Origin of the sequence: Brenneria izadpanahii (assembly GCF_017569925.1) — a bacterium.
In the GTDB taxonomy this organism is placed as follows: Bacteria; Pseudomonadota; Gammaproteobacteria; order Enterobacterales; family Enterobacteriaceae; genus Brenneria; species Brenneria izadpanahii.
In genome coordinates, this window is sequence record NZ_CP050854.1 from 1,585,945 (window position 1) to 1,607,489 (window position 21,545).

General features: G+C 54.9%; 20 protein-coding genes. 16 read left to right on the top strand and 4 right to left on the bottom strand.

Going from position 1 to position 21,545, the window contains the following annotated elements:
• Positions 1 to 37: 37 nt before the first annotated feature.
• Entirely contained in the window at positions 38 to 2,056 is a 2,019-nt protein-coding gene (mnmC, locus tag HC231_RS07045) for a bifunctional tRNA (5-methylaminomethyl-2-thiouridine)(34)-methyltransferase MnmC2/FAD-dependent 5-carboxymethylaminomethyl-2-thiouridine(34) oxidoreductase MnmC1 (protein ID WP_208230349.1), read from the bottom strand.
• 159 nt (positions 2,057 to 2,215) lie between these two features.
• Here mnmC and fabB point away from each other — a divergent pair, with 159 nt between their 5' ends.
• Together fabB and HC231_RS07055 are read left to right on the top strand one after the other, a co-directional pair.
• On the top strand, positions 2,216 to 3,430 hold the full coding sequence (gene fabB, locus HC231_RS07050; RefSeq protein WP_208230350.1) for a beta-ketoacyl-ACP synthase I: 1,215 nt from the start codon (positions 2,216 to 2,218) through the stop codon (positions 3,428 to 3,430).
• A gap of 285 nt (positions 3,431 to 3,715) precedes the next feature.
• Positions 3,716 to 4,915 carry an MFS transporter gene (locus HC231_RS07055; RefSeq protein WP_208230351.1) on the top strand — a complete coding sequence of 400 codons (1,200 nt, stop codon included), beginning with the start codon at positions 3,716 to 3,718 and terminating at the stop codon, positions 4,913 to 4,915.
• On the opposite strand, the gene flk is transcribed toward HC231_RS07055, so the two are convergent.
• The gene (flk, locus tag HC231_RS07060; RefSeq protein ID WP_208230352.1) at positions 4,895 to 6,067 is read right to left on the bottom strand and encodes a flagella biosynthesis regulator Flk; all 1,173 of its coding nucleotides are present in this window, start codon (positions 6,065 to 6,067) and stop codon (positions 4,895 to 4,897) included. The genes HC231_RS07055 and flk overlap by 21 nt on opposite strands.
• Before the next feature lie 171 nt (positions 6,068 to 6,238).
• Between flk and pdxB the strand changes: the two genes are divergently transcribed.
• The 14 genes from pdxB to hisP all read left to right on the top strand — a co-directional run bounded on the left by pdxB (position 6,239) and on the right by hisP (position 19,820).
• Positions 6,239 to 7,375 carry a 4-phosphoerythronate dehydrogenase PdxB gene (gene pdxB / locus HC231_RS07065; protein ID WP_208230353.1) on the top strand — a complete coding sequence of 379 codons (1,137 nt, stop codon included), beginning with the start codon at positions 6,239 to 6,241 and terminating at the stop codon, positions 7,373 to 7,375.
• Positions 7,376 to 7,472: 97 nt separating this feature from the next.
• On the top strand, positions 7,473 to 8,483 hold the full coding sequence (locus HC231_RS07070) for an aspartate-semialdehyde dehydrogenase (RefSeq protein ID WP_208230354.1): 1,011 nt from the start codon (positions 7,473 to 7,475) through the stop codon (positions 8,481 to 8,483).
• On the top strand, positions 8,483 to 9,304 hold the full coding sequence (truA, locus tag HC231_RS07075; protein WP_208230355.1) for a tRNA pseudouridine(38-40) synthase TruA: 822 nt from the start codon (positions 8,483 to 8,485) through the stop codon (positions 9,302 to 9,304). Before HC231_RS07070 ends, truA begins: the two co-directional genes overlap by 1 nt.
• Positions 9,305 to 9,379: 75 nt before the next feature.
• The gene (locus HC231_RS07080; protein WP_208230356.1) at positions 9,380 to 10,042 is read left to right on the top strand and encodes a DedA family protein; all 663 of its coding nucleotides are present in this window, start codon (positions 9,380 to 9,382) and stop codon (positions 10,040 to 10,042) included.
• A 229-nt stretch (positions 10,043 to 10,271) separates the two neighbouring features.
• The gene (gene accD, locus HC231_RS07085; RefSeq protein WP_208230357.1) at positions 10,272 to 11,186 is read left to right on the top strand and encodes an acetyl-CoA carboxylase, carboxyltransferase subunit beta; all 915 of its coding nucleotides are present in this window, start codon (positions 10,272 to 10,274) and stop codon (positions 11,184 to 11,186) included.
• Positions 11,187 to 11,276: 90 nt separating this feature from the next.
• Entirely contained in the window at positions 11,277 to 12,545 is a 1,269-nt protein-coding gene (gene folC, locus HC231_RS07090) for a bifunctional tetrahydrofolate synthase/dihydrofolate synthase (protein WP_208230358.1), read from the top strand.
• A complete protein-coding gene (dedD, locus tag HC231_RS07095; protein WP_208230359.1) occupies positions 12,535 to 13,248 on the top strand; it encodes a cell division protein DedD in 714 nt (237 codons plus the stop codon). Before folC ends, dedD begins: the two co-directional genes overlap by 11 nt.
• A gap of 160 nt (positions 13,249 to 13,408) precedes the next feature.
• A complete protein-coding gene (gene cvpA / locus HC231_RS07100; RefSeq protein WP_208230360.1) occupies positions 13,409 to 13,900 on the top strand; it encodes a colicin V production protein in 492 nt (163 codons plus the stop codon).
• A 30-nt stretch (positions 13,901 to 13,930) separates the two neighbouring features.
• Positions 13,931 to 15,448 (top strand): amidophosphoribosyltransferase, encoded by a 1,518-nt coding sequence (gene purF, locus HC231_RS07105; protein WP_208230361.1) that lies wholly within the window; start codon positions 13,931 to 13,933, stop codon positions 15,446 to 15,448.
• A gap of 241 nt (positions 15,449 to 15,689) precedes the next feature.
• Positions 15,690 to 16,259, top strand: a complete 570-nt coding sequence (locus HC231_RS07110; protein WP_208230362.1) for a UbiX family flavin prenyltransferase — start codon at positions 15,690 to 15,692, stop codon at positions 16,257 to 16,259.
• 406 nt (positions 16,260 to 16,665) lie between these two features.
• Entirely contained in the window at positions 16,666 to 17,445 is a 780-nt protein-coding gene (locus tag HC231_RS07115; RefSeq protein ID WP_208230363.1) for a lysine/arginine/ornithine ABC transporter substrate-binding protein, read from the top strand.
• A gap of 186 nt (positions 17,446 to 17,631) precedes the next feature.
• The gene (hisQ, locus tag HC231_RS07120) at positions 17,632 to 18,321 is read left to right on the top strand and encodes a histidine ABC transporter permease HisQ (protein ID WP_208230364.1); all 690 of its coding nucleotides are present in this window, start codon (positions 17,632 to 17,634) and stop codon (positions 18,319 to 18,321) included.
• Positions 18,314 to 19,030, top strand: coding sequence for an ABC transporter permease (locus HC231_RS07125; protein ID WP_208230365.1), 717 nt, complete (start codon positions 18,314 to 18,316; stop codon positions 19,028 to 19,030). The genes hisQ and HC231_RS07125 overlap by 8 nt, the downstream gene beginning before the upstream one ends.
• A gap of 16 nt (positions 19,031 to 19,046) precedes the next feature.
• A complete protein-coding gene (hisP, locus tag HC231_RS07130) occupies positions 19,047 to 19,820 on the top strand; it encodes a histidine ABC transporter ATP-binding protein HisP (protein WP_208230366.1) in 774 nt (257 codons plus the stop codon).
• 158 nt (positions 19,821 to 19,978) lie between these two features.
• Here hisP and HC231_RS07135 read toward each other — a convergent pair whose 3' ends face one another.
• Together HC231_RS07135 and folX are read right to left on the bottom strand one after the other, a co-directional pair.
• Positions 19,979 to 20,884 (bottom strand): TIGR01777 family oxidoreductase, encoded by a 906-nt coding sequence (locus tag HC231_RS07135; protein ID WP_208230367.1) that lies wholly within the window; start codon positions 20,882 to 20,884, stop codon positions 19,979 to 19,981.
• Positions 20,885 to 21,125: 241 nt separating this feature from the next.
• On the bottom strand, positions 21,126 to 21,515 hold the full coding sequence (folX, locus tag HC231_RS07140; protein WP_208230368.1) for a dihydroneopterin triphosphate 2'-epimerase: 390 nt from the start codon (positions 21,513 to 21,515) through the stop codon (positions 21,126 to 21,128).
• Positions 21,516 to 21,545: the final 30 nt, after the last annotated feature.

The window sequence follows — 21,545 nt, forward strand, 5'->3', positions numbered from 1 at the left end:
AAATTGCCTCAGTGTTTAATCTGTGCCCGCTTTATCGTTAAACCGGCCTGCCTTTCAACAGTTTTCTGATCCAGAAACGATTAGGATTTAGCGCCGCCAGCGTTTCGCTATCCAGCGGCAGCGGCTCATCATAAATCTGAGAGGCCAGAATTTCGGCCGCCAATGGCGCGGAGCACAATCCCCGGGAGCCCAAGGCTCCGATAATAAACAGGTTGCGGTAGACCGGCGCCGGCGGGAGATCTTCCTCGTGGCGCCGCTGTCGCGCCAAATCCTGATAGCACTCAAGCGTTTGCCTGTAATCCGCTACGGCGCCCACTAACGGCAAATGATCGCGCAGCGCGCAGCGAACGCCCTGACGCGCCTGGCGGCCGCTGATATCAATCCGCCGCGCCCATTCCGCCTGCGGCAGACAGGCTAACAGGCGCTGACGATTTTCCTGCTGCTCGTCTTCCCGGTAGTCGGTGGCGCTATCGCCGCGCTGATAGCTGGCGCCGATGCAGTGCTCCTGATGCTGCGGACTGACCGGCGTCAGATAGCCGTCATAGCAAAGCACCTGTTTGAGCCGCCGCAGCGCCGGCGTCGTCGGGATATGGCTTACCTGGCCGCGAACCGCATAGCATGGCAAATGCCGCGTTTGGGGCCAGTCCGACAACTGATAGCCGTTAGCTAACACCAGTACGGCGTGTTCCGCCTGCCGATGATTGTCCAGAGTCAAACGCCAGCCCGCGCTGGTTTGCTCAAGCGCGGAAACCCCGGTGTTCATGTGCGCGACAAGCCCTTGCCGCCGGGCCAGTTCCAGCGCCGACGCGGTTAGTTCCGCCGGGCACAGCCAGCCGCCATCGGGGTAGGTGACGCCTCCTGCGCCGAGCATCAGGAGATTCAAGGCTTCAAGCTGTTCCGCCGTGACGCCGAAAACCAGTTCCGGCGGCCATTCGCCTTGCAAAATTTGTTCAATTTTACGCGCGCTTTTCTCATCATAGGCCAGTTGGCTGACGCCGCACCACTGATGTTCAAAGCTAACGCCCTGTGCCGCCAGTTCGTCATATTGGCGGCGCGCGAAAGTAAAGGCGGCGGCAAAGAAACGCGAAAGCGCGTCGTGTTTGTTGTTCAGCAAAGGATAGAGCGCGCCTTGCCGGTTGCCCGACGCGCCCTGCGCCGGTTGCCGATCGGCGCAGTACAGCGTCACCTTCGCCCCGCGTCTTTGCAGCGCCAGCGCGGTTAGCGCGCTGGCGATGCCGCCGCCGATAATGGCGATGTCGTCGGTTGCGGCGGCCGGCGGACGGGCATACCAGGGGGCGGCGGACGGCGCGGCAATGGATACGGGAAGATCCCCGCTCAGCATTTCGCGCTTCTGGCCGAATCCTTTGATTTTGCTGACGTTAAATCCCGCCTGCTGGAGTCCGCGCCGTACGAATCCGGCGGCGGTAAAGGTGGCGAATGTCCCTTGCCGTCGGCCGAGACGCGCCATAGCGTTGAACAGATTATCCGTCCACATATCCGGATTTTTGGACGGCGCGAAGCCGTCAAGGAACCAGGCGTCGACTTTCTGATTCAGCGATTCATCCACCTCCGACAGCAGCGCATTGACATCGCCGAACCAGAGATCGAGGGTGACGCTGCCTTGCGCCAGTATCAGACGATGGCAGCCGGACACAGGCAACGGCCATTGCCGGCGTAATTCCTCGGCATATTCAGCCAGTTCGGGCCATTGGGCATGCGCTGCGGACAGATCGTGCCGGCGCAGCGGAAATTTCTCGAAGCTGATGAAGTGCAGGCGACGTAGCGGCGCTTGCGGCGACCGGGAACGGAAATCTGCGAAGGCCTGCCACAGGGTAAGAAAATTGAGGCCGGTGCCAAAACCGGTTTCCGCCACCACGCACGCCTCGCGCGGATGCGTCATAAAGCGTTCGGGAAACCGGTTGCCTTTTAAAAATACGTAACGGGTTTCCGCCAGCCCATCCTGATTCGAAAAATAGACGTCATCAAACTGTTGCGATACAGGTGTACCCTGTTCGTTCCAACGTAATGACGCGTGTTGGATGGAGCGGTTATTCACGGCAACTGACTCATTATTCAAGCGGTGGTGAGATTTTAACGATCGGAATGTTGAGGCGCAAATTTAGTAAAAGTTCGGCTGATCGGACTTGTTCAGCTTACAACTGTACGCTAAAGTGCGATGCGAAATCCCAAACTTTATAAGTGGAAGAGGTATTGAATGAAACGTGCAGTGATTACTGGTCTGGGGATCGTATCAAGCATAGGTAATAACCAGCAGGAAGTTCTGGCGTCTTTGCGGGAAGGCCGCTCGGGTATTACTTTCTCTCAGGAGCTGAAAGATTCCGGCATGCGTAGTCACGTCTGGGGTAACGTTAAACTGGACACCACAGGCCTCATCGATCGCAAAGTTGTGCGCTTTATGAGTGATGCATCGATTTATGCTTATTTGTCTATGGAACAGGCGATTAAAGATTCTGGTCTGAGCGACGATCAGGTTTCCAACGATCGCACTGGTCTGATCGTTGGTTCCGGCGGCGGTTCTCCGCGTAATCAGGTTGCCGGTACTGACGGCATGCGGGCGAAAGGTCTGCGTGGCGTTGGTCCTTACATGGTCACTAAATCCATGGCCTCCGGCGTTTCCGCCTGCCTGGCGACGCCATTCAAAATCCGTGGCGTTAACTACTCTATCAGTTCGGCCTGCGCGACTTCCGCGCACTGTATCGGCAATGCGGTAGAGATGATCCAACTGGGCAAGCAGGACGTGGTATTCGCCGGCGGCGGCGAAGAGCTGTGCTGGGAAATGGCCTGCGAGTTTGACGCCATGGGCGCGCTGTCCACCAAATATAACGACACGCCGGAAAAAGCCTCCCGTACTTATGACGCGGATCGCGATGGTTTCGTCATCGCCGGCGGCGGCGGCATCGTGGTGGTTGAAGAACTGGAGCACGCGCTGGCGCGCGGCGCGCATATCTATGGCGAAGTTATCGGCTATGGCGCGACCTCCGATGGCGCGGATATGGTCGCTCCGTCAGGAGAAGGCGCAATGCGTTGTATGAAGATGGCGTTGCAGGGCGTGGATGCGCCGATCGACTACATCAACACGCACGGCACCTCTACGCCGGTCGGCGATGTGAAGGAACTGGGCGCGATCCGTGAAGTGTTCGGCGAGAATATTCCGGCTATTTCCGCCACGAAGGCGATGACCGGCCACTCGCTGGGAGCGGCAGGCGTTCAGGAAGCGATTTATACGCTGCTGATGCTGGAGCACGGCTTTATCGCGCCGAGCATTAACGTTGAAACGCTGGACGAGCAGGCCGTCGGCATGAACATTATCACCAAGCCGACAGAACGTAAGCTGACGACGGTGATGTCGAACGGTTTTGGTTTCGGCGGCACTAACGCCACGCTGGTCATGAGCAAGTTTGATAAGTAATAACGCATAGCCTGTCATCGCTCGCTTTGCATGAGCGAGCCTCACGCCCCGTGAACATAAGGTTGACGGGGCGTTTTACTTTCAGCCGGCGGAAATCTTGACAGGCCGCCGGCTTCCTTGTTTACTTAGCAGGTTCCACAGCGGCCGGTTCTGGCGCTGCGTAAGCGTTCACGTGATCCAACGCGCCCACTGTCTGCGGTTTCCCCGCGGATGGAGAGGGTGTCTGCGCCTGTGAACGGCTCCCGCCCTCTCTAATCTCAATCTGCTATGGATTTGGAGTAAGAGATGTCCTTCAGTTTTTCCCGAGCAAATCATGACCGGCCGGCGCGCTCCTTGCTGATACTGACCTGCGCCGTTTTCCTTTCCTACCTGACCGCCGGGATGGCATTGCCGGTGATCCCGATCTATGTGCACAACGAATTGGGGCTAAATAACACCATGGTGGGCATCGCCGTCGGCGTGCAGTTTTTAGCCACCGTTCTGACGCGAGGGTATGCCGGGCGTTTAGCCGATCAACGGGGGGCGAAACGTTCGGCGCTCCAGGGAATATGCGCTTTTTCCCTGGCGGGCGTGACCTATCTGCTGGCGGCGTTTGTGCCGTTGCCGGTTATGGGCAAATTCGCGTTGCTGGTGGTCGGACGTTTGATCCTCGGTTTCGGCGAAAGCCAAATGCTGACGGGGACTCTCAGTTGGGGAATAGGGCTGGTCGGGCAACAGCGCTCTGGTAAGGTTATGTCGTGGAACGGCATGGCGATTTACGGCGCGCTGGCCGCGGGAGCGCCGCTGGGCCTGTGGCTGCATCAGTCATGGGGATTTATGGCGCTGGGCGTCGCTTCATTGCTGCTGCCGCTGGTTTCCCTGCTGCTTGACTGCCGTATCCGTGCGATTCAGCCTTGCGGCGGCGTTCGTCCTTCCCTATGGAAAGTGGTGGGATTTATATGGCAACCCGGCACGGCGCTGGCTTTGCAAGGGGTCGGGTTTGCCGTTATCGGCACTTTCGTTTCCCTCTATTTTACCGTACAGCAGTGGGGGAATGCCGGGTTTGCGCTAACGGCCTTCGGCGTCGCCTTTGTGCTGATGCGCGTGCTATTCGGCCATCTGCCGGACAGAATCGGCGGCGGAAAGGTCGCCATTATCTCTCTGATGATTGAAGCCGCCGGCCTTGTGCTGCTGTGGCTGGCGCCGTCCGCGACGCTGGCGCTGACCGGCGCGGCATTGACCGGTTTTGGCTGTTCGCTGATTTTCCCCGCCCTGGGGGTCGAAGTGGTGAAACGGGTGCCTGAGTCGGTACGCGGCACGGCGCTGGGAGGATACTCCGCCTTTCAGGATATTTCGTACGCTTTTACCGGCCCGCTAACCGGCGTTTTAGCCACCACGCAGGGATATGCTTCCGTGTTTGTGGCCGGTGCGGTTTGCGCCGTGCTGGGCATCGCGATAACGCTGAATTTCTCCGTTAACCAGCGGTTAGAAGAGAACCCACAATAGAAATATCGCTACGCAGACGCCGACGATCACCGTAAACATAGGTTTTTGGAATAGGGATTGCCAGTTCGGCGGTATCGCGGCAATAAGCGGGTTTAGCAGCGGCTGCGGCGCTGTCCAGCCGCTCTCCTGCGATCGCTGTATGCGCTGGCTGAACAGAAATGTCAGCGCTTCACTGAGCTGCATGGGCGTCATCGGTAGCGGCGCGCCGGCGTTAAAACGGTTTTGCATATAGTCCAGCATCATTTGCTGTTCCTGCGCATCAAGGGGACGCGGCAAAACAGTCTGCAATAGCGAGAGGTTCGCTAGCGCGCTGTTAGACGCCGCTGCGGGGGTATTGGCGGCGTTCGGCGCGTTTGCCGCGGGCGAACCCGGCGCGGCGTCGTTGGCGGCAAATGCCGTCGGCGCAGCCTGTCGTGAAGCCGTCGCTTGCGTTTGATGCAGCGATGCCTGCGCCTGTAGAAACTGCGTCAGCAATTGCAGGTTTTTCGCCGGTATGGCATCGCCTGAATTTAGATTTTGCATCGTCATCAGCGCAGCCCAGATTTTTGCCGGTTGTTCCCCGGTCTGCGAGGCCAGCCGAACGACCAGTTGATTCAGGCTGTTCTGTTCGGCGGGCAGCAGGGGACGATCGAGAGGATTTGACGGCGAGGGCTGTTGCATGGCCGTCGTGCCGGCCGCCGGTTGAGGCGTCAGCCCGTTTTGTAAAAACGCAACGACCTGCTGTAGCTGCGTTTTGTTCAGCGAGCTCAAAACGGTATGACCGAACTGCTGGCGGATGAAATCGCTTACCGCCTGACGGTTGTTCCCTTCAGGCAGCATCTCCGTTAAACGCTGTAGCAACTGCTGACGGCCGGCATTATCCTGACGTTGTACTTCGGTTAATCGTGTTTGCAGCAGTTGTTCCGCAGGCTGATAGTGGCGCGACATCAGTTCGGCGTTTTCCGTCAATCCCAGCCCCTGTTTTACTCCGTTCCAGATCTCCGCCGTTTTTAACGTGCTGAGCGACGCAATTTTAACGATCAGATTCTCAAGCGTAGTCCGTTGCGCCGGCGTTAGCGGTTGATCGCCGCCGCCGGCGTTTATCGCCGGCGAAGTCGGGCCGGTAGCGCGCTCGCCCGGCAGTGGGGCGCCTGGGCCGCTTACAGGTTGCATCGCGATTATCCTCACTGCTGGCTGCTGATGGCTGGAATCATAGCAAGCTCTATGACCAACAGATAGTCTCGATACCGCGCTCCGCTAACCAATAGCGTTTGGGCTTCATCCCCATTCAGTGGCAAAATAACCCCCTCTTTTGAGCAGGGTAACAGGTTATCGGGGAAGACAATGAAGATTCTGGTTGATGAAAACATGCCGTATGCACGCGATCTATTTAGCCGACTGGGCGATGTTCAAACCGTGCCGGGGCGTCCGTTGCCGCGTGAAGCGCTGAATGGCGCGGCCGCATTGATGGTTCGTTCAGTAACGAAAGTCAATGCCGAACTATTGACCGGAACCTCCGTTAAGTTCGTCGGCAGCGCCACCGCGGGCACCGATCATGTCGACCAGAACTGGCTTGACGCCCACGGCATCGGTTTTTCGGCGGCGCCGGGTTGCAATGCGATCGCCGTTGTCGAATATGTCTTTTCTTCTCTGCTGATGCTTGCCGAGCGGGATGGATTCCAACTGCGCGATAAAACCGTCGGCATCGTCGGCGTCGGTAACGTGGGCGGACGGCTGAACGAACGTCTGAAAGCCTGGGGGGTAAAAACGTTGCTATGCGATCCGCCCAGAGCGGAACGGGGAGACGATGAAGATTTTCTGCCGTTCGAAACGCTGGTGCGGGACGCCGATATTCTGACGCTGCATACGCCGCTATATCTTGACGGCCCCTATAAGACGCGCCATCTGGTGGATGCGGCGGTGCTGGAGGCGTTTGCCGACGGCCGTATCCTGATTAACGCCTGCCGCGGTCCGGTGGTGGATAACGCCGCTTTGCTTAATGTGTTGAATCAGGGGAAAAAATTTAGCGTTGTTCTTGATGTCTGGGAGCCTGAGCCGGCGTTATCCACGGATTTGCTGGCGTTGGTCGATATCGGTACGTCGCATATCGCCGGGTATACGCTGGAAGGCAAGGCCCGAGGCACCACGCAGGTTTTTGAAGCCTGGAGCCGATTTATCGGCAACCCGCAGCAGGTGGCTTTGCCTTCCCTGTTGCCGCAACCGGAAGTCGCCGAAGTGGTACTGACGTCGCAGTTGGATGAAGCGTTGTTAAAGCGTCTGGCGCATCTGGTGTATGATGTGCGCCGGGACGATGCCCTGCTGCGTCATGCGGTGCATCAGGAGGGCGGATTCGATCGCCTGCGTAAAAATTATCAGGAACGACGCGAGTGGTCGTCACTTCATGTTGTCTGCGCCGACAGTGACAGCGCGGACTGTCTGAACAAGCTGGGATTCAACGCTACAGTGGCGGTTAATCGTTAATCACATTTTTATTGAAACCTGTTAATGACCACTCAATTCACGGGCGATGGGTCATCGCCCATGGATGTTTCATTCATAAATTTGGGGAGAAAACCAAATGTCTGACGGCTGGAATATTGCCCTGCTGGGCGCAACGGGGGCGGTGGGCTCGGCGTTGCTGGAGTTATTGCAGGAGCGTGAATTTCCGGTGGGTGAACTGTATCCGCTGGCCAGTGAACGTAGCGTGGGTGAAACCATCCGTTTTAACGGCAGATCCTGCCCGGTGGAAGATGCTGCGGATTTTGACTGGGCGCAGGCTCAACTGGCGTTTTTCGTCGCCGGACAGGAGGCCAGCGAACGTTATGCCGAAGAGGCGGGCAATGCCGGCTGTCTGGTTATCGACAGCAGCGGCCTGTTCGCTCTGGAGCCGGATGTTCCGCTGGTGGTGCCGGGAGTGAACGCTTACGCGTTGGCGGATTACCGTAACCGCAATATCGTCGCGGTGGCGGATAGCCTGACCAGTCAACTGCTTAAGGCCATTAAGCCGTTGACGGATGCGGCGGGCTTATCCCGACTGCATGTAACGAATATGCTGTCGGTTTCCGCACGCGGCAAGGCGGCGGTGGATGATTTGGCCGGACAGAGCGCGCGTTTGTTGAACGGCGTTCCGCCTGAGGCGGGCTTTTTCCCGAAACAGTTGGCATTCAATCTGTTGCCGCTGTTGCCGGATAATGAAGGCAGCGTGCGGGAAGAGCGCATACTGGTGGATCAGGTGCGGAAAGTATTACAGGATGACGGGCTGCCGGTTTCCGTTACCTGTATCCAGTCGCCGGTTTTCTACGGCCATGCGCAGGTGGTTCACTTTGAATCGCTGCGTCCGATGTCTGCGGAGGAAGCCCGTGATGAGCTGTTGCAGACCGATGACGTGCAGGTCAGCGATGAGCAGGATTATCCCACCCAGGTTGAAGATGCCTCCGGCAATGTGCAATTAAGCATCGGCTGTTTGCGTAATGATTACGGTATTCCTGAGCTGTTGCAGTTCTGGTCGGTGGCGGATAATGTCCGGTTCGGCGGCGCGCTGATGGCGGTGGAAACGGCGGAGCGTCTGGTGCAGGAGTATTTGGGGTAATGTCGGAATTGATTCAGGCGGAGGAAACGGCCTCGCTGAAAATTGCGTTGGGGATTGAGTATGACGGCAGCCGCTATTATGGCTGGCAGCGTCAGGCCGAGGTCGGCAGCGTTCAGGAATGTCTTGAGAAGGCGTTAAGCAAGGTCGCCAATGAGCCGATTGGCGTGTTTTGCGCCGGTCGAACCGATGCCGGCGTACATGCGACCGGGCAGGTCGTACACTTCACCACGCGGGCTGCGCGTCAGGATGCGGCCTGGACGATGGGCGTCAACGCCAATCTTCCGGGCGATATCGCGGTGCGCTGGGTAAAAACGGTCGATGATGACTTTCACGCCCGTTTCAGCGCCACGGCGCGCCGTTATCGTTACGTCATCTATAATCATCGCTATCGCCCCGCGGTGCTGGCGCGGGGCGTCACGCATTTTTACCATCCGCTGGATGCGGAGCGGATGGAGCGCGCCGGCCAATGTCTGCTGGGAGAGAACGATTTCACCTCGTTTCGCGCCGTACAATGTCAGTCCCGCAGCCCCTGGCGTAATGTAAATCATTTAAAGGTTACGCGTCATGGCGCTTATATCGTGGTAGATATCAAGGCCAATGCATTCGTGCACCACATGGTTCGCAACATCGTCGGCAGCCTGATGGAAGTGGGATGCGGTAATCGGCCGGAAGCGTGGATCGCGGAGCTGTTGGCGGCAAAAGATCGAACGTTGGCGGCCGCGACGGCCAGGGCGGAAGGGCTGTATCTGGTCGCGGTGGATTATCCGGCGCGTTTCGCGCTGCCTCAGCCGGCGATGGGGCCTTTATTTTTAAATGATTAGCTTTTAAACGCCGAGTTTCCGGCCGACTGAACGGGGGCCGGAGACCGAGAAGCGACATCAAGAGAGATGTTTTTAATGGAATTTATACATTTTATTATTGATTTTATCCTCCATATCGACGTTCATCTGGCGGAACTGGTGGCGCAATATGGTGTCTGGATTTATGCCATTTTGTTTTTGATTTTGTTCTGTGAAACCGGGCTGGTGGTGACGCCGTTTTTACCGGGAGACTCGTTACTGTTTGTCGCCGGCGCTTTGGCCGCGTTGCCGTCTAACGAACTGGACGTTCACCTGATGGTTGTCCTTATGGCCGTGGCGGCGATTCTGGGCGACGCGGTGAACTACACCATCGGCCGCCTGTTCGGGGAAAAACTGTTCAGCAATCCGGATTCAAAGATTTTTCGACGCAGCTATCTGGATAAAACGCATCAGTTTTATGCCCGTCATGGTGGTAAAACAATAATTCTGGCGCGTTTTGTCCCTATTGTGAGAACATTCGCGCCGTTTGTCGCCGGTATGGGACATATGAGCTACCGGCATTTCGCCGCTTATAACGTCATCGGCGCTTTGCTGTGGGTACTGTTGTTTACTTACGCGGGTTACCTGTTCGGTGATTTGCCCGTGGTGCAGGAAAACCTGAAATTGCTGATCGTCGCTATTATCTTCGTCTCAATTCTGCCCGGAGTGATTGAAATCATCAGGCATAAAAGAGCGGCGGCGCGTGGCAATGTAAAGTAAATGAAATAAACTTTAACATCCGGTTTTACCAGTTTTTTATCCACAGCGCCGGAACGTTATGGTTTAATGAACGGCATTTATGGTCTGTTCCTGGAACAATCCCTGGCGCCGATGCCCGGTATCGCTATCAAGGCGCGTCTCAGGCATTTTTTAGTTGGTTGTGTTGTCAGGGGATAGTTAACGTGAACAGCGGACTGGCGTTTGCCAGGTTCAAGCAGAAAGGTTATCAATGAGCTGGATTGAACGAATTCTTAACAAAAGCAATATCACGCCGACCCGTAAAGCGAATATTCCTGAAGGCGTTTGGACAAAATGTGATAGTTGCGGTCAGGTTCTTTATCGCGCGGAGCTGGAACGTAATCTGGAAGTTTGCCCGAAGTGCGATCACCATATGCGTCTCTCCGCGCGCGCTCGTCTACAATCGTTCCTGGATAAAGAAGGAATGGTGGAGTTAGGCAGCGAGCTGGAGCCGAAAGATATCCTGAAATTCCGGGATTCTAAAAAATATAAAGACCGTTTGGTTGCCGCGCAAAAGCAATCTAACGAGAAAGATGCGCTGGTTGTAATGAAAGGCACGCTATACGGTATGCCAATCGTCGCCGCGTCGTTTGAATTCGCCTTTATGGGCGGTTCTATGGCATCGGTGGTCGGCGCGCGTTTCGTTCGTGCCGTTGAGCAGGCGATTGAAGACGGCTGTCCGCTGGTGTGTTTCTCCGCCAGCGGCGGCGCCCGTATGCAGGAAGCGCTGATGTCGTTGATGCAGATGGCGAAAACCAGCGCCGCATTGGCGAAAATGCGTGAGCGCGGTCTGCCCTATATTTCAGTATTGACTGACCCGACCATGGGCGGCGTGTCCGCCAGTCTGGCGATGCTGGGCGATCTGAACATCGCCGAGCCCAAGGCGCTGATTGGTTTTGCCGGGCCACGCGTGATTGAGCAAACGGTACGTGAGAAATTGCCGCCGGGCTTCCAGCGCAGCGAGTTCCTGATCGAGAAGGGCGCTATCGACATGATCATCCGCCGTCCGGAAATGCGTTATAAACTGGCGAAGATCCTCGCCAAGCTGACTAACTATCCGGAGCCGAGCGATGAAGTGGTGGAACATCATCATGATGAAGCCTCCGAATCTCAGGATGAAGCGTAGTTGAACTAATGAACGGGAAGCATGAACGCCGCGCTGAGCAAAATTTATGCTTCCTGTATAAAATGAACCGTAAGCCAGTGAACGGGACTCATGGATAATCTTCAAATACCCCAAGCCACGTCGCCTTTGGTCACGTGGCTTCATTATCTTGAGCACCTGCACGGCCAGGCCATTGATTTGGGACTGGAGCGCGTAAGACAGGTTGCTGAGAATCTTCAATTGTTACGGCCCGCCAATGTGGTCTTTACCGTCGCAGGAACCAATGGCAAGGGCACAACCTGCTGTACGCTGGAGTCCATACTGTTGGCCGCCGGATTGCGGGTAGGCGTGTACAGTTCTCCGCATCTGCTGCGCTATACCGAACGGGTGAGAATTCAGGGAAAAGAACTGCCTGAAGCGATGCACTGTCAGGCATTTGCGGATATCGAAGCCGGGAGAGGGCGCGTGTCGTTGACCTATTTCGAATTCGGAACCCTGGCGGCGTTGCAGATGTTTAAACAGGCCGATCTGGATGTCGTTATTCTGGAGGTTGGTTTGGGCGGGCGTCTTGATGCGACCAATATTATCGATGCGGATGTCGCCGCGGTAACCAGCATCGCGCTGGATCACACCGACTGGTTGGGCAGCGACAGAGAAAGCATCGGCAGAGAAAAAGCGGGCATATTCCGTCGGGGCAAACCCGCGGTGGTCGGCGAGCCCGATATGCCGCTATCCATTGCCGAAGTTGCCGGTGAAAAAGGCGCGCTATTATTACGGCGCGGCCGGGACTGGGATTTTTCCATTCAGCGCGACGGATGGAGCTGGCAGAATAAGCAACGGGAGTTGTCCGGCCTGCCGATGCCGAATGTGCCGTTAGCCAATGCGGCGACCGCCTTGACCGCGTTGAATTATTCGCCCTTGAATGTGAATGAAGAGGCGATTCGTCAGGGGCTGCGTCTGGCGTCGCTGCCCGGTCGTTTCCAAATCGCCGGCGAACATCCGCTGTTGATTCTGGATGTCGCCCATAATCCTTACGCCGCCGCTTATCTGGCGAGCCGGCTGGCGGCGTTGCCGAAAACCGGGAAAGTTCGCGCCGTGGTGGGAATGCTGTCGGATAAAGACATCGGCGGCACGCTGAATCATTTAAAACCTCTGGTTGACGAATGGTACTGCGCACCGCTGGAAGGCCCGCGCGGGGCGACGGCGCAGCAGTTGGCCGAACATCTGGCGCACTGCCGGCAGTTTCCCGATGTAGCCAGCGCCTGGCGGCAGGCGATGGCCGCGTCGGCAAAACAGGATATCGTCATTGTCTGTGGATCTTTTCATACGGTAGCGCATGTTATGGAAGCGCTGGATGAGGGAAATGCGTATGGCGAGTAAATTTCAGAATCGGCTAGTGGGAACGATCATCCTGGTTGCGCTGGGCGTTATTGTGTTGCCCGGCCTGCTGGATGGTAAGAAAAAACACTATGAAGACGAATTTGCGGCGATTCCGCTGGTTCCCGCGCAGGATGAAAGCAACGAAATGGATTCTCTGCCCGCGCTGAATCAATCTTTGCCCAGCCAGCCGCCGGAAGGGGCCGAGGCGGCAATGAAAGATAATGCGGCCGAATCTGATACGGAAAATAGCGGGACGGGCGCCAAACCGGAACGCGCGTCTCCCCCAGCCAACGCGCCAGCGGTGGTGACGCCGCCGCCGGCGGTCGTTGAGCGCCCGGCGCAAAAACCGGTGGAAGCCAAACCGCAGCCGAAACCGGAGGTTAAGCCTAAACCCGAACCTAAGCCGGAAGCTAAACCAGAGACGAAGCCGGAACCCAAACCGGCGGAACAGGCGCCCGTCGGGCAGGCCTATGTGGTGCAGCTCGGCGCGCTGAAAAACGCGGACAAGGTTAATGAGATCGTCGCCAAACTTCGTCTTTCCGGCTACCGGGCGTATACCGTGCCTACGACGCCGGTTCAGGGGCAGATTACCCGGATTTATGTCGGGCCGGATGCTTCGAGGCAGAAATTGCAGTCCTCGCTGGCGGAGCTGCATCAGCTCAGCGGGTTAAACGGCCAGGTTAGGGCGTATAGCGTGCGTTAAGGGATTAACGCGGCGATGAGCTGTTTTTTTGTTTGGTTCTCTATTAATAAAATCGGCGGAAATACGCTACGCAAACGTTTTCTTTTTCTGTTAGAATGCGCCGCGAACAGGATGACGAGGCGATCTGACGGTTGGCATCGTTCATTATTTAGGATGACTCATGGTTTGGGTTGATTACGTCATTATTGGCATCATCGGATTTTCGGCGCTGGTTAGCCTTATCCGGGGGTTTGTACGTGAAGCGTTGTCGCTGGTAACCTGGGGATGTGCGTTTTTTATCGCCAGCCACTACTATGTTTACCTCGCTGTGTATTTCACCCGTTTTGATGACGAACTGGTACGTAATGGTATTGCTATTGCCATTCTGTTTATTGCGACATTGATTGTGGGTGCTATCGTCAACTATGTGATTGGTTCATTGGTTGAACGCACAGGGCTTTCGGGCACCGATCGCGTATTGGGCATTTGTTTTGGTGCGCTGCGCGGTGTGCTGATTGTTTCTGCGCTGCTATTCTTTCTGGATACCTTCACCGGTTTTTCACAGAGCGCTGACTGGAAGCAGTCCCAGTTAATACCGCAGTTCAGTTACATTATCAGGTGGTTTTTTGACTACCTGCAAAGCACGTCAAGTTTCTTGCCGCAGCATCTATAGCTGCGGTAGCGCTGATGAGGAAAAGACACCATGTGCGGTATTGTCGGTATCGCCGGTTTTACGCCGGTCAACCAGTCGATTTATGACGCGTTAACGGTGTTGCAACACCGTGGGCAGGATGCCGCAGGCATCATCACCATTGATGCCTTAAACTGTTTTCGCCTGCGCAAGGCCAACGGCCTGGTGAAAGATGTGTTTGAAGCACGGCACATGCAACGTTTACAAGGCAATATGGGTATTGGCCATGTGCGTTATCCTACTGCGGGCAGTTCCAGCGCTTCGGAAGCGCAGCCTTTCTATGTTAACTCGCCGTTCGGGATCACTCTGGCGCATAACGGTAACCTGACCAACGCGCACGAACTGCGTAAAAAGCTGTTCGAGCAAGAGCGCCGTCATGTCAACACCACGTCGGATTCTGAAATTTTATTGAATATCTTTGCCAGAGAACTGGACCGTTTTCAGCACTATCCGCTGGAAGCCGATAACATTTTTGCGGCAGTTGCCGCGACGCACCAGCAGATTCGCGGGGCTTATGCCTGTGTGAGTATGATTATCGGTCACGGAATGGTGGCCTTCCGCGATCCGAACGGTATTCGTCCTCTGGTTATCGGTAAACGCGATCTGGAAGACGGGCGCAGCGAATATATGGTGGCGTCGGAAAGCGTCGCGCTGGATACGCTGGGCTTTGAATTTTTGCGTGATGTGGCGCCGGGAGAGGCGATTTACATCACGGAGAAAGGGCAACTGTTCACCTGCCAGTGCGCCGAGAATCCGAAAAGCAATCCTTGCCTGTTCGAGTATGTGTATTTCGCGCGGCCGGACTCATTCATCGATAAAATTTCCGTCTACAGCGCGCGCGTGCGGATGGGGCAGAAGCTGGGCGAGAAGATCGCCCGCCAGTGGGAAGATCTCGACATCGACGTGGTGATCCCCATTCCTGAAACCTCTTGTGATATCGCGCTGGAAATCGCGCGCATCATTAACAAGCCGTATCGTCAGGGATTTGTGAAAAACCGTTATGTCGGCCGTACCTTTATTATGCCGGGCCAGCAGGCTCGCCGTAAATCAGTGCGCCGTAAGCTGAACGCCAACCGCGCCGAGTTTCGCGATAAAAACGTCCTGCTGGTCGATGATTCCATCGTCCGCGGCACGACGTCGGAGCAGATTGTGGAGATGGCGCGCGAAGCGGGAGCCAAGCGTGTCTATCTGGCCTCGGCCGCGCCGGAAATCCGTTTTCCCAACGTTTATGGCATTGATATGCCAAGCGCGAATGAGCTGATTGCCCACGGCCGCGAAGTGGAAGAGATCCGCCAGCTTATTGGCGCAGATGCGCTAATCTTCCAGGATCTTGACGATCTGATCGCCGCCGCGCGCGAAGATAACCCGGATATCACCCAGTTTGAATGTTCGGTATTCAACGGCGTGTACGTGACCAAGGACGTCGATCAAAGCTATCTGGACTATCTGGAAGTCCTGCGTAATGACGATGCGAAAGCGCTGCGTAGCCAGAATGAAGTGGAAGATCTGGAGTTGCACAACGAAGGTTAGAAGGTGAAGTAACAATCTTTTAGCGGTGTAACGAAAGGGGAGTTCGCTCAGGCGCGCTCCCCTTTCTGTCGCTGAGCCTTTTGACGTTATGCTATATCATTGGGTTGTTCCTGGACTGACGCCCATACATGGGCCGCCGCGAAGCGGTATTCAAAAACATCCCGGATGTTTTTGCCGCAGGAACGACGAAGATGGATAACGAAGAAAGGGATTTACACATTGTTGGTCAGAGGCCGTATTGATGAAGCGACTTATTATAGGTATTTCCGGCGCCAGCGGGGTGATTTATGGCGTTCGCCTGCTGCAGGTTCTACAGGCGGTCGACGGTATAGAAACGCACCTGATTATAAGTCAGGCGGCCCGGCAGACGCTCTCTTTGGAGACTGATTTCAGCCTGCGCGATGTTCAGGCTCTGGCTGATGTGGTGCATGATACCCGTGATATTGCGGCCAGTATTTCTTCCGGTTCGTTTACCACCGGCGGAATGGTGATTCTGCCCTGTTCAATAAAAACCCTGTCCGCGATTGCCCATAGTTACAGTGATAATCTGCTGACGCGCGCCGCCGACGTCGTGCTGAAAGAACGCCGGCCACTGGTGCTCTGTGTTCGTGAAACGCCGTTGCATCTGGGGCATTTGCGCATTATGACCGCGGCCGTGGAATTAGGCGCGATTGTCATGCCTCCGGTGCCCGCTTTTTATCATCGCCCGCAAAGTGTGCAGGATATCATCGATCAAACCGTAAATCGGGTTCTCGATCAGTTTGATATTACATTGCCGGAAGATCTCTTTACTCGCTGGCAAGGCGCATGAGCGCTGCATGTTTTTTGCGCATGAGTTAACGCGGTGGCGCCAGTAGACGCCCAGTTCAATGCCCCATTTTGGGGCTTTTTGCCGACGATGCATTATTTTGTTGCCTTGCTGCACCTTGATGGTGCTAAAGAATTGCCGTGATTGCCGTTCTGAAACCGGCGTTCGTCGTTCCCTATGAGAAATTAAGCCTAAAAGTTTTATTAATCATTGTGTTAGGCGGTTTGATGCGTCATTGCCGCAATGTCATTTTGTTAATGTGACTTTCCTATTGTGGCATGAAAACTGCAGGGCTTCAGAGCGGAAGAGTAAAGTCATTAATCTCGTTAGCTGTTTTTAACGCAATAAATCATCCAGATGTCGATAAATAATTTTTGACCTTCAATCACTCATTGGTAAAGGTAGCAATATGAAAAAACTAATAAAAGTTTTACCGCTGGCATTAATTCTGGCCGCAGGAAGCGCCATGGCTGATATTCCCAAAACGCTTAAATTGGGGACCGATCCTACCTACGCGCCGTTTGAGTCTAAAAATGCCAGTGGTGAACTGGTTGGGTTTGATATCGATCTGGCGAAAGAGCTATGCAAACGTATCGCAACCAACTGTACTTTTGTCGAAAGCGACTTTGATGCGCTAATCCCGTCGCTAAAAGCGAAAAAGATCGATGCCATCATTTCTTCGCTTTCCATTACGGAAAAGCGTCAGCAGGAAATCGCCTTTACTGACAAACTCTACGCCGCCAATGCGCGACTGATCGCCAAAAAAGGCAGCAGCATTCAACCTACGCTGGAATCCCTGGCCGGCAAACGCGTTGGCGTATTGCAGGGCACCACTCAGGAATCCTACGCCAATGCTAACTGGCAGCCCAAGGGCGTGGATATCGTCGCTTATCAAAACCAGGATCTGGTCTATGACGACCTGAGAGCCGGCCGTATTGACGCGGCATTCCAGGATGAAGTGGCGGCTAGCGAAGGTTTTCTGAAGCTGGATGTGGGCAAAGACTATGAGTTCGCCGGCCCGGCGGTGAAAGACGATAAATTTTTTGGCGTGGGCACCGGTATCGGGTTGCGCAAAGAGGATTCAGAATTGAAAGCCGCGCTGGATAAGGCATTTGCCGAAATGCGCGCTGACGGCACCTACGACACTTTTGCGAAAAAATATTTCGATTTTGACGTCTACGGCGGTTAATTCTTCATTAGTTTTTAAGGTCGGCAACGGGGTGTAGCCACCGGTTTCATCCCGTTTCCCCCACTTTGTCCCGGCGTTCAAAGATATCGGGGATATTTTTGAACGCTGCTTGCGGCAACATAGAAGATACGTCAAAGAATCATACTTCGTTATCAACTTCTTTTTTACCTTAAGCGGAAATAAGCGATGTTCTACGGCTATTCCCAATTAATTCTGGATGGTGCGGCAATGACGTTAAAGCTGGCGGTGAGTTCACTGCTGCTGGCGCTAGTCATTGGCTTGATTGGGGCGAGCGCGAAGCTGTCCAACAATCGGCTGCTATCCGGCAGTTTCTCCTGCTATACCACGCTGATTCGCGGCGTGCCTGATTTGGTGCTGATGCTGCTGATTTTCTATGGCTTACAGATAACGCTGAATAGCGTCACTGAGGCGATCAATTTCAAGCAGATTAATATCGATCCGCTCACGGCAGGCATTATCACGCTGGGCTTTATCTACGGCGCCTATTTTACCGAGACATTCCGTGGCGCCTATTTGGCCGTGTCGCGCGGTCAAATTGAAGCGGCGATCGCTTTCGGTTTTTCGCCAATGAAAGTATTTCGTCGCATCCTGTTTCCCTCAATGATGCGTTTTGCTTTACCCGGAATTGGCAATAACTGGCAGGTCATTTTAAAAGCGACGGCGCTGGTGTCGCTGCTGGGTCTGAACGATGTGATTAAGGCGACGCAACTCGCGGGCAAGGGCTCGCATGAGCCGTTTTATTTCGCGCTGGTGGCCGGAGCCATGTATTTGATTTTTACCACCCTCTCCAACGGAGTTCTATGGTGGCTGGAAAAACGCTATTCGCAGGGAGTCAGAAAGGTAAGTTATGAGTGAGATTTTACAACAATATTGGCAGCCCCTGCTGTGGAGCGACGGTTATCGCCTGACCGGTTTGGCTATGACGATGTGGCTGCTGATTTCCTCCGTGGTGATTGGCGGCGCGCTGGCGATAGTGTTGGCGGTTGCCAGAGTCTCGCCGCGGCGCCGGTTTAGTTTGCCGGTTTGGGTCTTTACCTACGTTTTTCGCGGTACGCCGCTTTACGTTCAGTTACTGGTTTTTTATTCCGGTGTTTACAGCCTGGAAGTGGTGCGCGGAACCGATCTGTTGAATGCTTTTTTTCGCAGCGGTTTGAATTGCGCCATTCTGGCGCTGGCGCTGAATACCTGCGCGTACACCACGGAAATCTTCGCCGGTGCGATTCGCGCCATTCCCTACGGTGAAATTGAAGCCGCCCGGGCTTATGGCTTTTCGCGTTTTAAGCAGTATCGCTGCATTATCTTGCCGGGCGCGTTGCGTATTGCGCTGCCGGCTTATAGCAATGAAGTGATCCTGATGCTGCATTCGACCGCGCTGGCGTTTACCGTTACCGTGCCGGATATTCTGAAAGTCGCCCGTGATATTAATGCCGCAACCTATCAACCGTTTTATGCGTTTGGTATTGCCGCGGTGATCTATCTGGTGATTTCCTTTACGTTGATCGGGCTGTTCAGAAAAGCGGAACAGCGCTGGTTGCGTCATCTTTCTCCCCGTTCATCCCACTAAACGCAGGAACAAAAATATGTCGAATAACAAGCTGATGGTGACAGAACTGCGTAAGCGTTACGGCCAGCATGAAGTGTTGAAGGGTATATCATTGCAGGCTAAAGCGGGGGACGTCATCTCGATTATCGGTTCATCCGGTTCAGGTAAAAGTACCTTGCTGCGCTGCATCAATTTTCTGGAAAAACCCTGTGAAGGGGCGATTTACGTCAACGATCAGGAAATTCGGATGGTGCGCGACAATGATGGCCAGTTGAAGGTTTTTGATAAAAAGCAGCTTCAGATGTTACGCACCCGGCTGACGATGGTGTTTCAGCATTTTAATCTGTGGAGCTTCATGACCGCGTTGGAAAACGTAATGGAAGCGCCGGTGCAAGTGTTGGGGCTGAGTAAATCCGAGGCGCGCGAGCGTGCGATTTTTTATCTGAACAAAGTGGGCATCACGGGCGAGGCGCAGAATAAATACCCGGCGAACCTTTCAGGCGGACAGCAGCAGCGCGTGTCGATTGCCCGCGCCCTAGCGATGGAGCCGGAAGTGCTGTTGTTCGATGAACCGACATCCGCGCTGGATCCTGAACTGGTGGGCGAGGTGCTGCGCATCATGCAGCAACTGGCCGAAGAGGGGAAAACGATGGTGGTGGTGACGCATGAGATGGAGTTTGCCCGCCATGTTTCCAGTCATGTGATCTTTCTTCATCAGGGCGTCATTGAAGAAGAGGGGGCGCCGAGCGAGCTGTTCGGCAGCCCGAAGAGCTCTCGCTTGCAGCAGTTTCTCTCTGGCTCCCTGAAGTGAATGCAACCCCTTTTTCTCCATCGCCATCCCCGCGCAGGCGGGGATCTGCTTTTAAGTCGTGGATTGATAGCAGGGAAATTCCTGTTTACGCAGGAATGACGGATTTGGATTCGCTATGACCGAGGCCGCTTGATCGAAGGCTTAAGACGGACATTATGTCAGCCTGATTTTTTTGTTACGTCTTCCAGGGCTTCTTTCAGTTCAAAGAAACGAAAGCCGAAGCCCGCCGCCTCCAGCCGTGTCGGGATCGCTCTTTGCCCGCCGAGTACCAGTGTGGCGGCCTCTCCCATCAGCAATTTTATGGCGAATCCCGGCGCACGAAGGAAACCCGGCCGATGCAGAACTTCCGCCAGCAAGGCAGAAAACTGTTCGTTACGTACCGGGTAGGGCGAAACCATGTTAAACGGTCCGCTGAGCACCTCGTTATCCAGTAGATAAATAATCCCGTTCACCATATCGTCGATATGAATCCACGGCATGTACTGTTTGCCGGAACCTAACGGGCCGCCGAGTCCCAAACGAAACAGCGGTAACATCTTGGCCAGTGCGCCACCCTGGGCGGAAAGCACGATGCCGGTACGTAACAGGCAGACGCGAGTTTTGTCGCTTTCGGCGGACTGCGCCAGCGCTTCCCAACGGGCGCAAAGATGATAGGTGAATTCATTGGCGGGCGTTTCATCTTCCGTCACCAGCGCCGCGCCCTGATCGCCGTAATATCCCACCGCGGAGCCTGAGATGAAAACGGACGGCGGCTCGCTGCTGGCGTTAATCAGTTTGGCGAGCTGTTCGGTAATATCCCAGCGGCTCTGGCTCAGGCGCTGTTTCTGCTTTGGCGTCCAGCGTTTATCGGCGATGGGTTCGCCCGCCAGATTAATAACGCCGTCGAAAGCGTTCAGTGAGGTTGTATCATTCAGTGTGGACCAGTATTCCACCTGATCGCCCAGTAGCGACCGGGCGCGTTCAGGATTGCGGGTCAGGACGGTAATATGGTGGGAAAGTAGCTGTAGTCGTTGAATCAAATGGCGCCCGATAAGACCGGTGCCGCCGGTAACTAATAATTGCATGTCTGGCCTCGCTTATCCCCGTCATCTTTCAAGTTGCAGGTATGCCGGCCGCGTGATGAGGCTTATGAATAAGCCCGACCGCAAAGGGTCAACGCCTTGCGTTGTTCCAAACGCTAACCTTTTGTCCCGCATCTTGAAATTTATTGAGTATATCTCTTGTTTTTCAAATAAATGGCGTTGATTGCTCTTTCGAAACGGCTGGATAGACAGCCTATTTCACGGCTCGCCGGCTGCTGATGGGCTAGGTCTTGTGATGATGCGTTGCTTTGTAATAACGCATGGTCATAGAGACAGAGTCGGCATACCGCAGGGCAAACAACTTATCCACTTCTACTTCAGCATAGGTGATCCAGTCATGATTGCTGGCGATATCAAGCACATCCTGCGTTAATTTTTCCAGCAGGGCAAAACGATTCTCTTCAACGTGGCGAATTATTTTCTTGGTGATGGTGCGGTAATTCAGTGCATCGTTGATATCTTCGCTGCGGCGTGATTTTTCCGCCGGGTAGTGGATCTCGACGTTGATGACGATATCCTGCTTATTGTTGATCTCTTCTTCCTTAATTCCGACGAAGGTGCGTAATCGCAGATTTTTTATTCGAATGATGGCATCAGTATTACGGTGTGGCATTCATCGCCCCTTTTTTATTTCAAGTTAAGC

Excerpts from the sequence above, each read along its gene's own strand:
- HC231_RS07110 (WP_208230362.1), top strand. The coding sequence starts at position 15,690 with ATGAAGCGACTTATTATAGGTATTTCCGGCGCCAGCGGGGTGATTTAT.
- HC231_RS07080 (WP_208230356.1), top strand. The coding sequence starts at position 9,380 with ATGGAATTTATACATTTTATTATTGATTTTATCCTCCATATCGACGTT.
- HC231_RS07135 (WP_208230367.1), bottom strand. The coding sequence starts at position 20,884 with ATGCAATTATTAGTTACCGGCGGCACCGGTCTTATCGGGCGCCATTTG.
- HC231_RS07070 (WP_208230354.1), top strand. The coding sequence starts at position 7,473 with ATGTCTGACGGCTGGAATATTGCCCTGCTGGGCGCAACGGGGGCGGTG.
- hisP (WP_208230366.1), top strand. The coding sequence starts at position 19,047 with ATGTCGAATAACAAGCTGATGGTGACAGAACTGCGTAAGCGTTACGGC.
- dedD (WP_208230359.1), top strand. The coding sequence starts at position 12,535 with ATGGCGAGTAAATTTCAGAATCGGCTAGTGGGAACGATCATCCTGGTT.
- folX (WP_208230368.1), bottom strand. The coding sequence starts at position 21,515 with ATGCCACACCGTAATACTGATGCCATCATTCGAATAAAAAATCTGCGA.
- HC231_RS07055 (WP_208230351.1), top strand. The coding sequence starts at position 3,716 with ATGTCCTTCAGTTTTTCCCGAGCAAATCATGACCGGCCGGCGCGCTCC.
- cvpA (WP_208230360.1), top strand. The coding sequence starts at position 13,409 with ATGGTTTGGGTTGATTACGTCATTATTGGCATCATCGGATTTTCGGCG.
- HC231_RS07115 (WP_208230363.1), top strand. The coding sequence starts at position 16,666 with ATGAAAAAACTAATAAAAGTTTTACCGCTGGCATTAATTCTGGCCGCA.
- HC231_RS07125 (WP_208230365.1), top strand. The coding sequence starts at position 18,314 with ATGAGTGAGATTTTACAACAATATTGGCAGCCCCTGCTGTGGAGCGAC.
- purF (WP_208230361.1), top strand. The coding sequence starts at position 13,931 with ATGTGCGGTATTGTCGGTATCGCCGGTTTTACGCCGGTCAACCAGTCG.
- truA (WP_208230355.1), top strand. The coding sequence starts at position 8,483 with ATGTCGGAATTGATTCAGGCGGAGGAAACGGCCTCGCTGAAAATTGCG.
- pdxB (WP_208230353.1), top strand. The coding sequence starts at position 6,239 with ATGAAGATTCTGGTTGATGAAAACATGCCGTATGCACGCGATCTATTT.
- folC (WP_208230358.1), top strand. The coding sequence starts at position 11,277 with ATGGATAATCTTCAAATACCCCAAGCCACGTCGCCTTTGGTCACGTGG.
- flk (WP_208230352.1), bottom strand. The coding sequence starts at position 6,067 with ATGCAACCTGTAAGCGGCCCAGGCGCCCCACTGCCGGGCGAGCGCGCT.
- hisQ (WP_208230364.1), top strand. The coding sequence starts at position 17,632 with ATGTTCTACGGCTATTCCCAATTAATTCTGGATGGTGCGGCAATGACG.
- accD (WP_208230357.1), top strand. The coding sequence starts at position 10,272 with ATGAGCTGGATTGAACGAATTCTTAACAAAAGCAATATCACGCCGACC.
- fabB (WP_208230350.1), top strand. The coding sequence starts at position 2,216 with ATGAAACGTGCAGTGATTACTGGTCTGGGGATCGTATCAAGCATAGGT.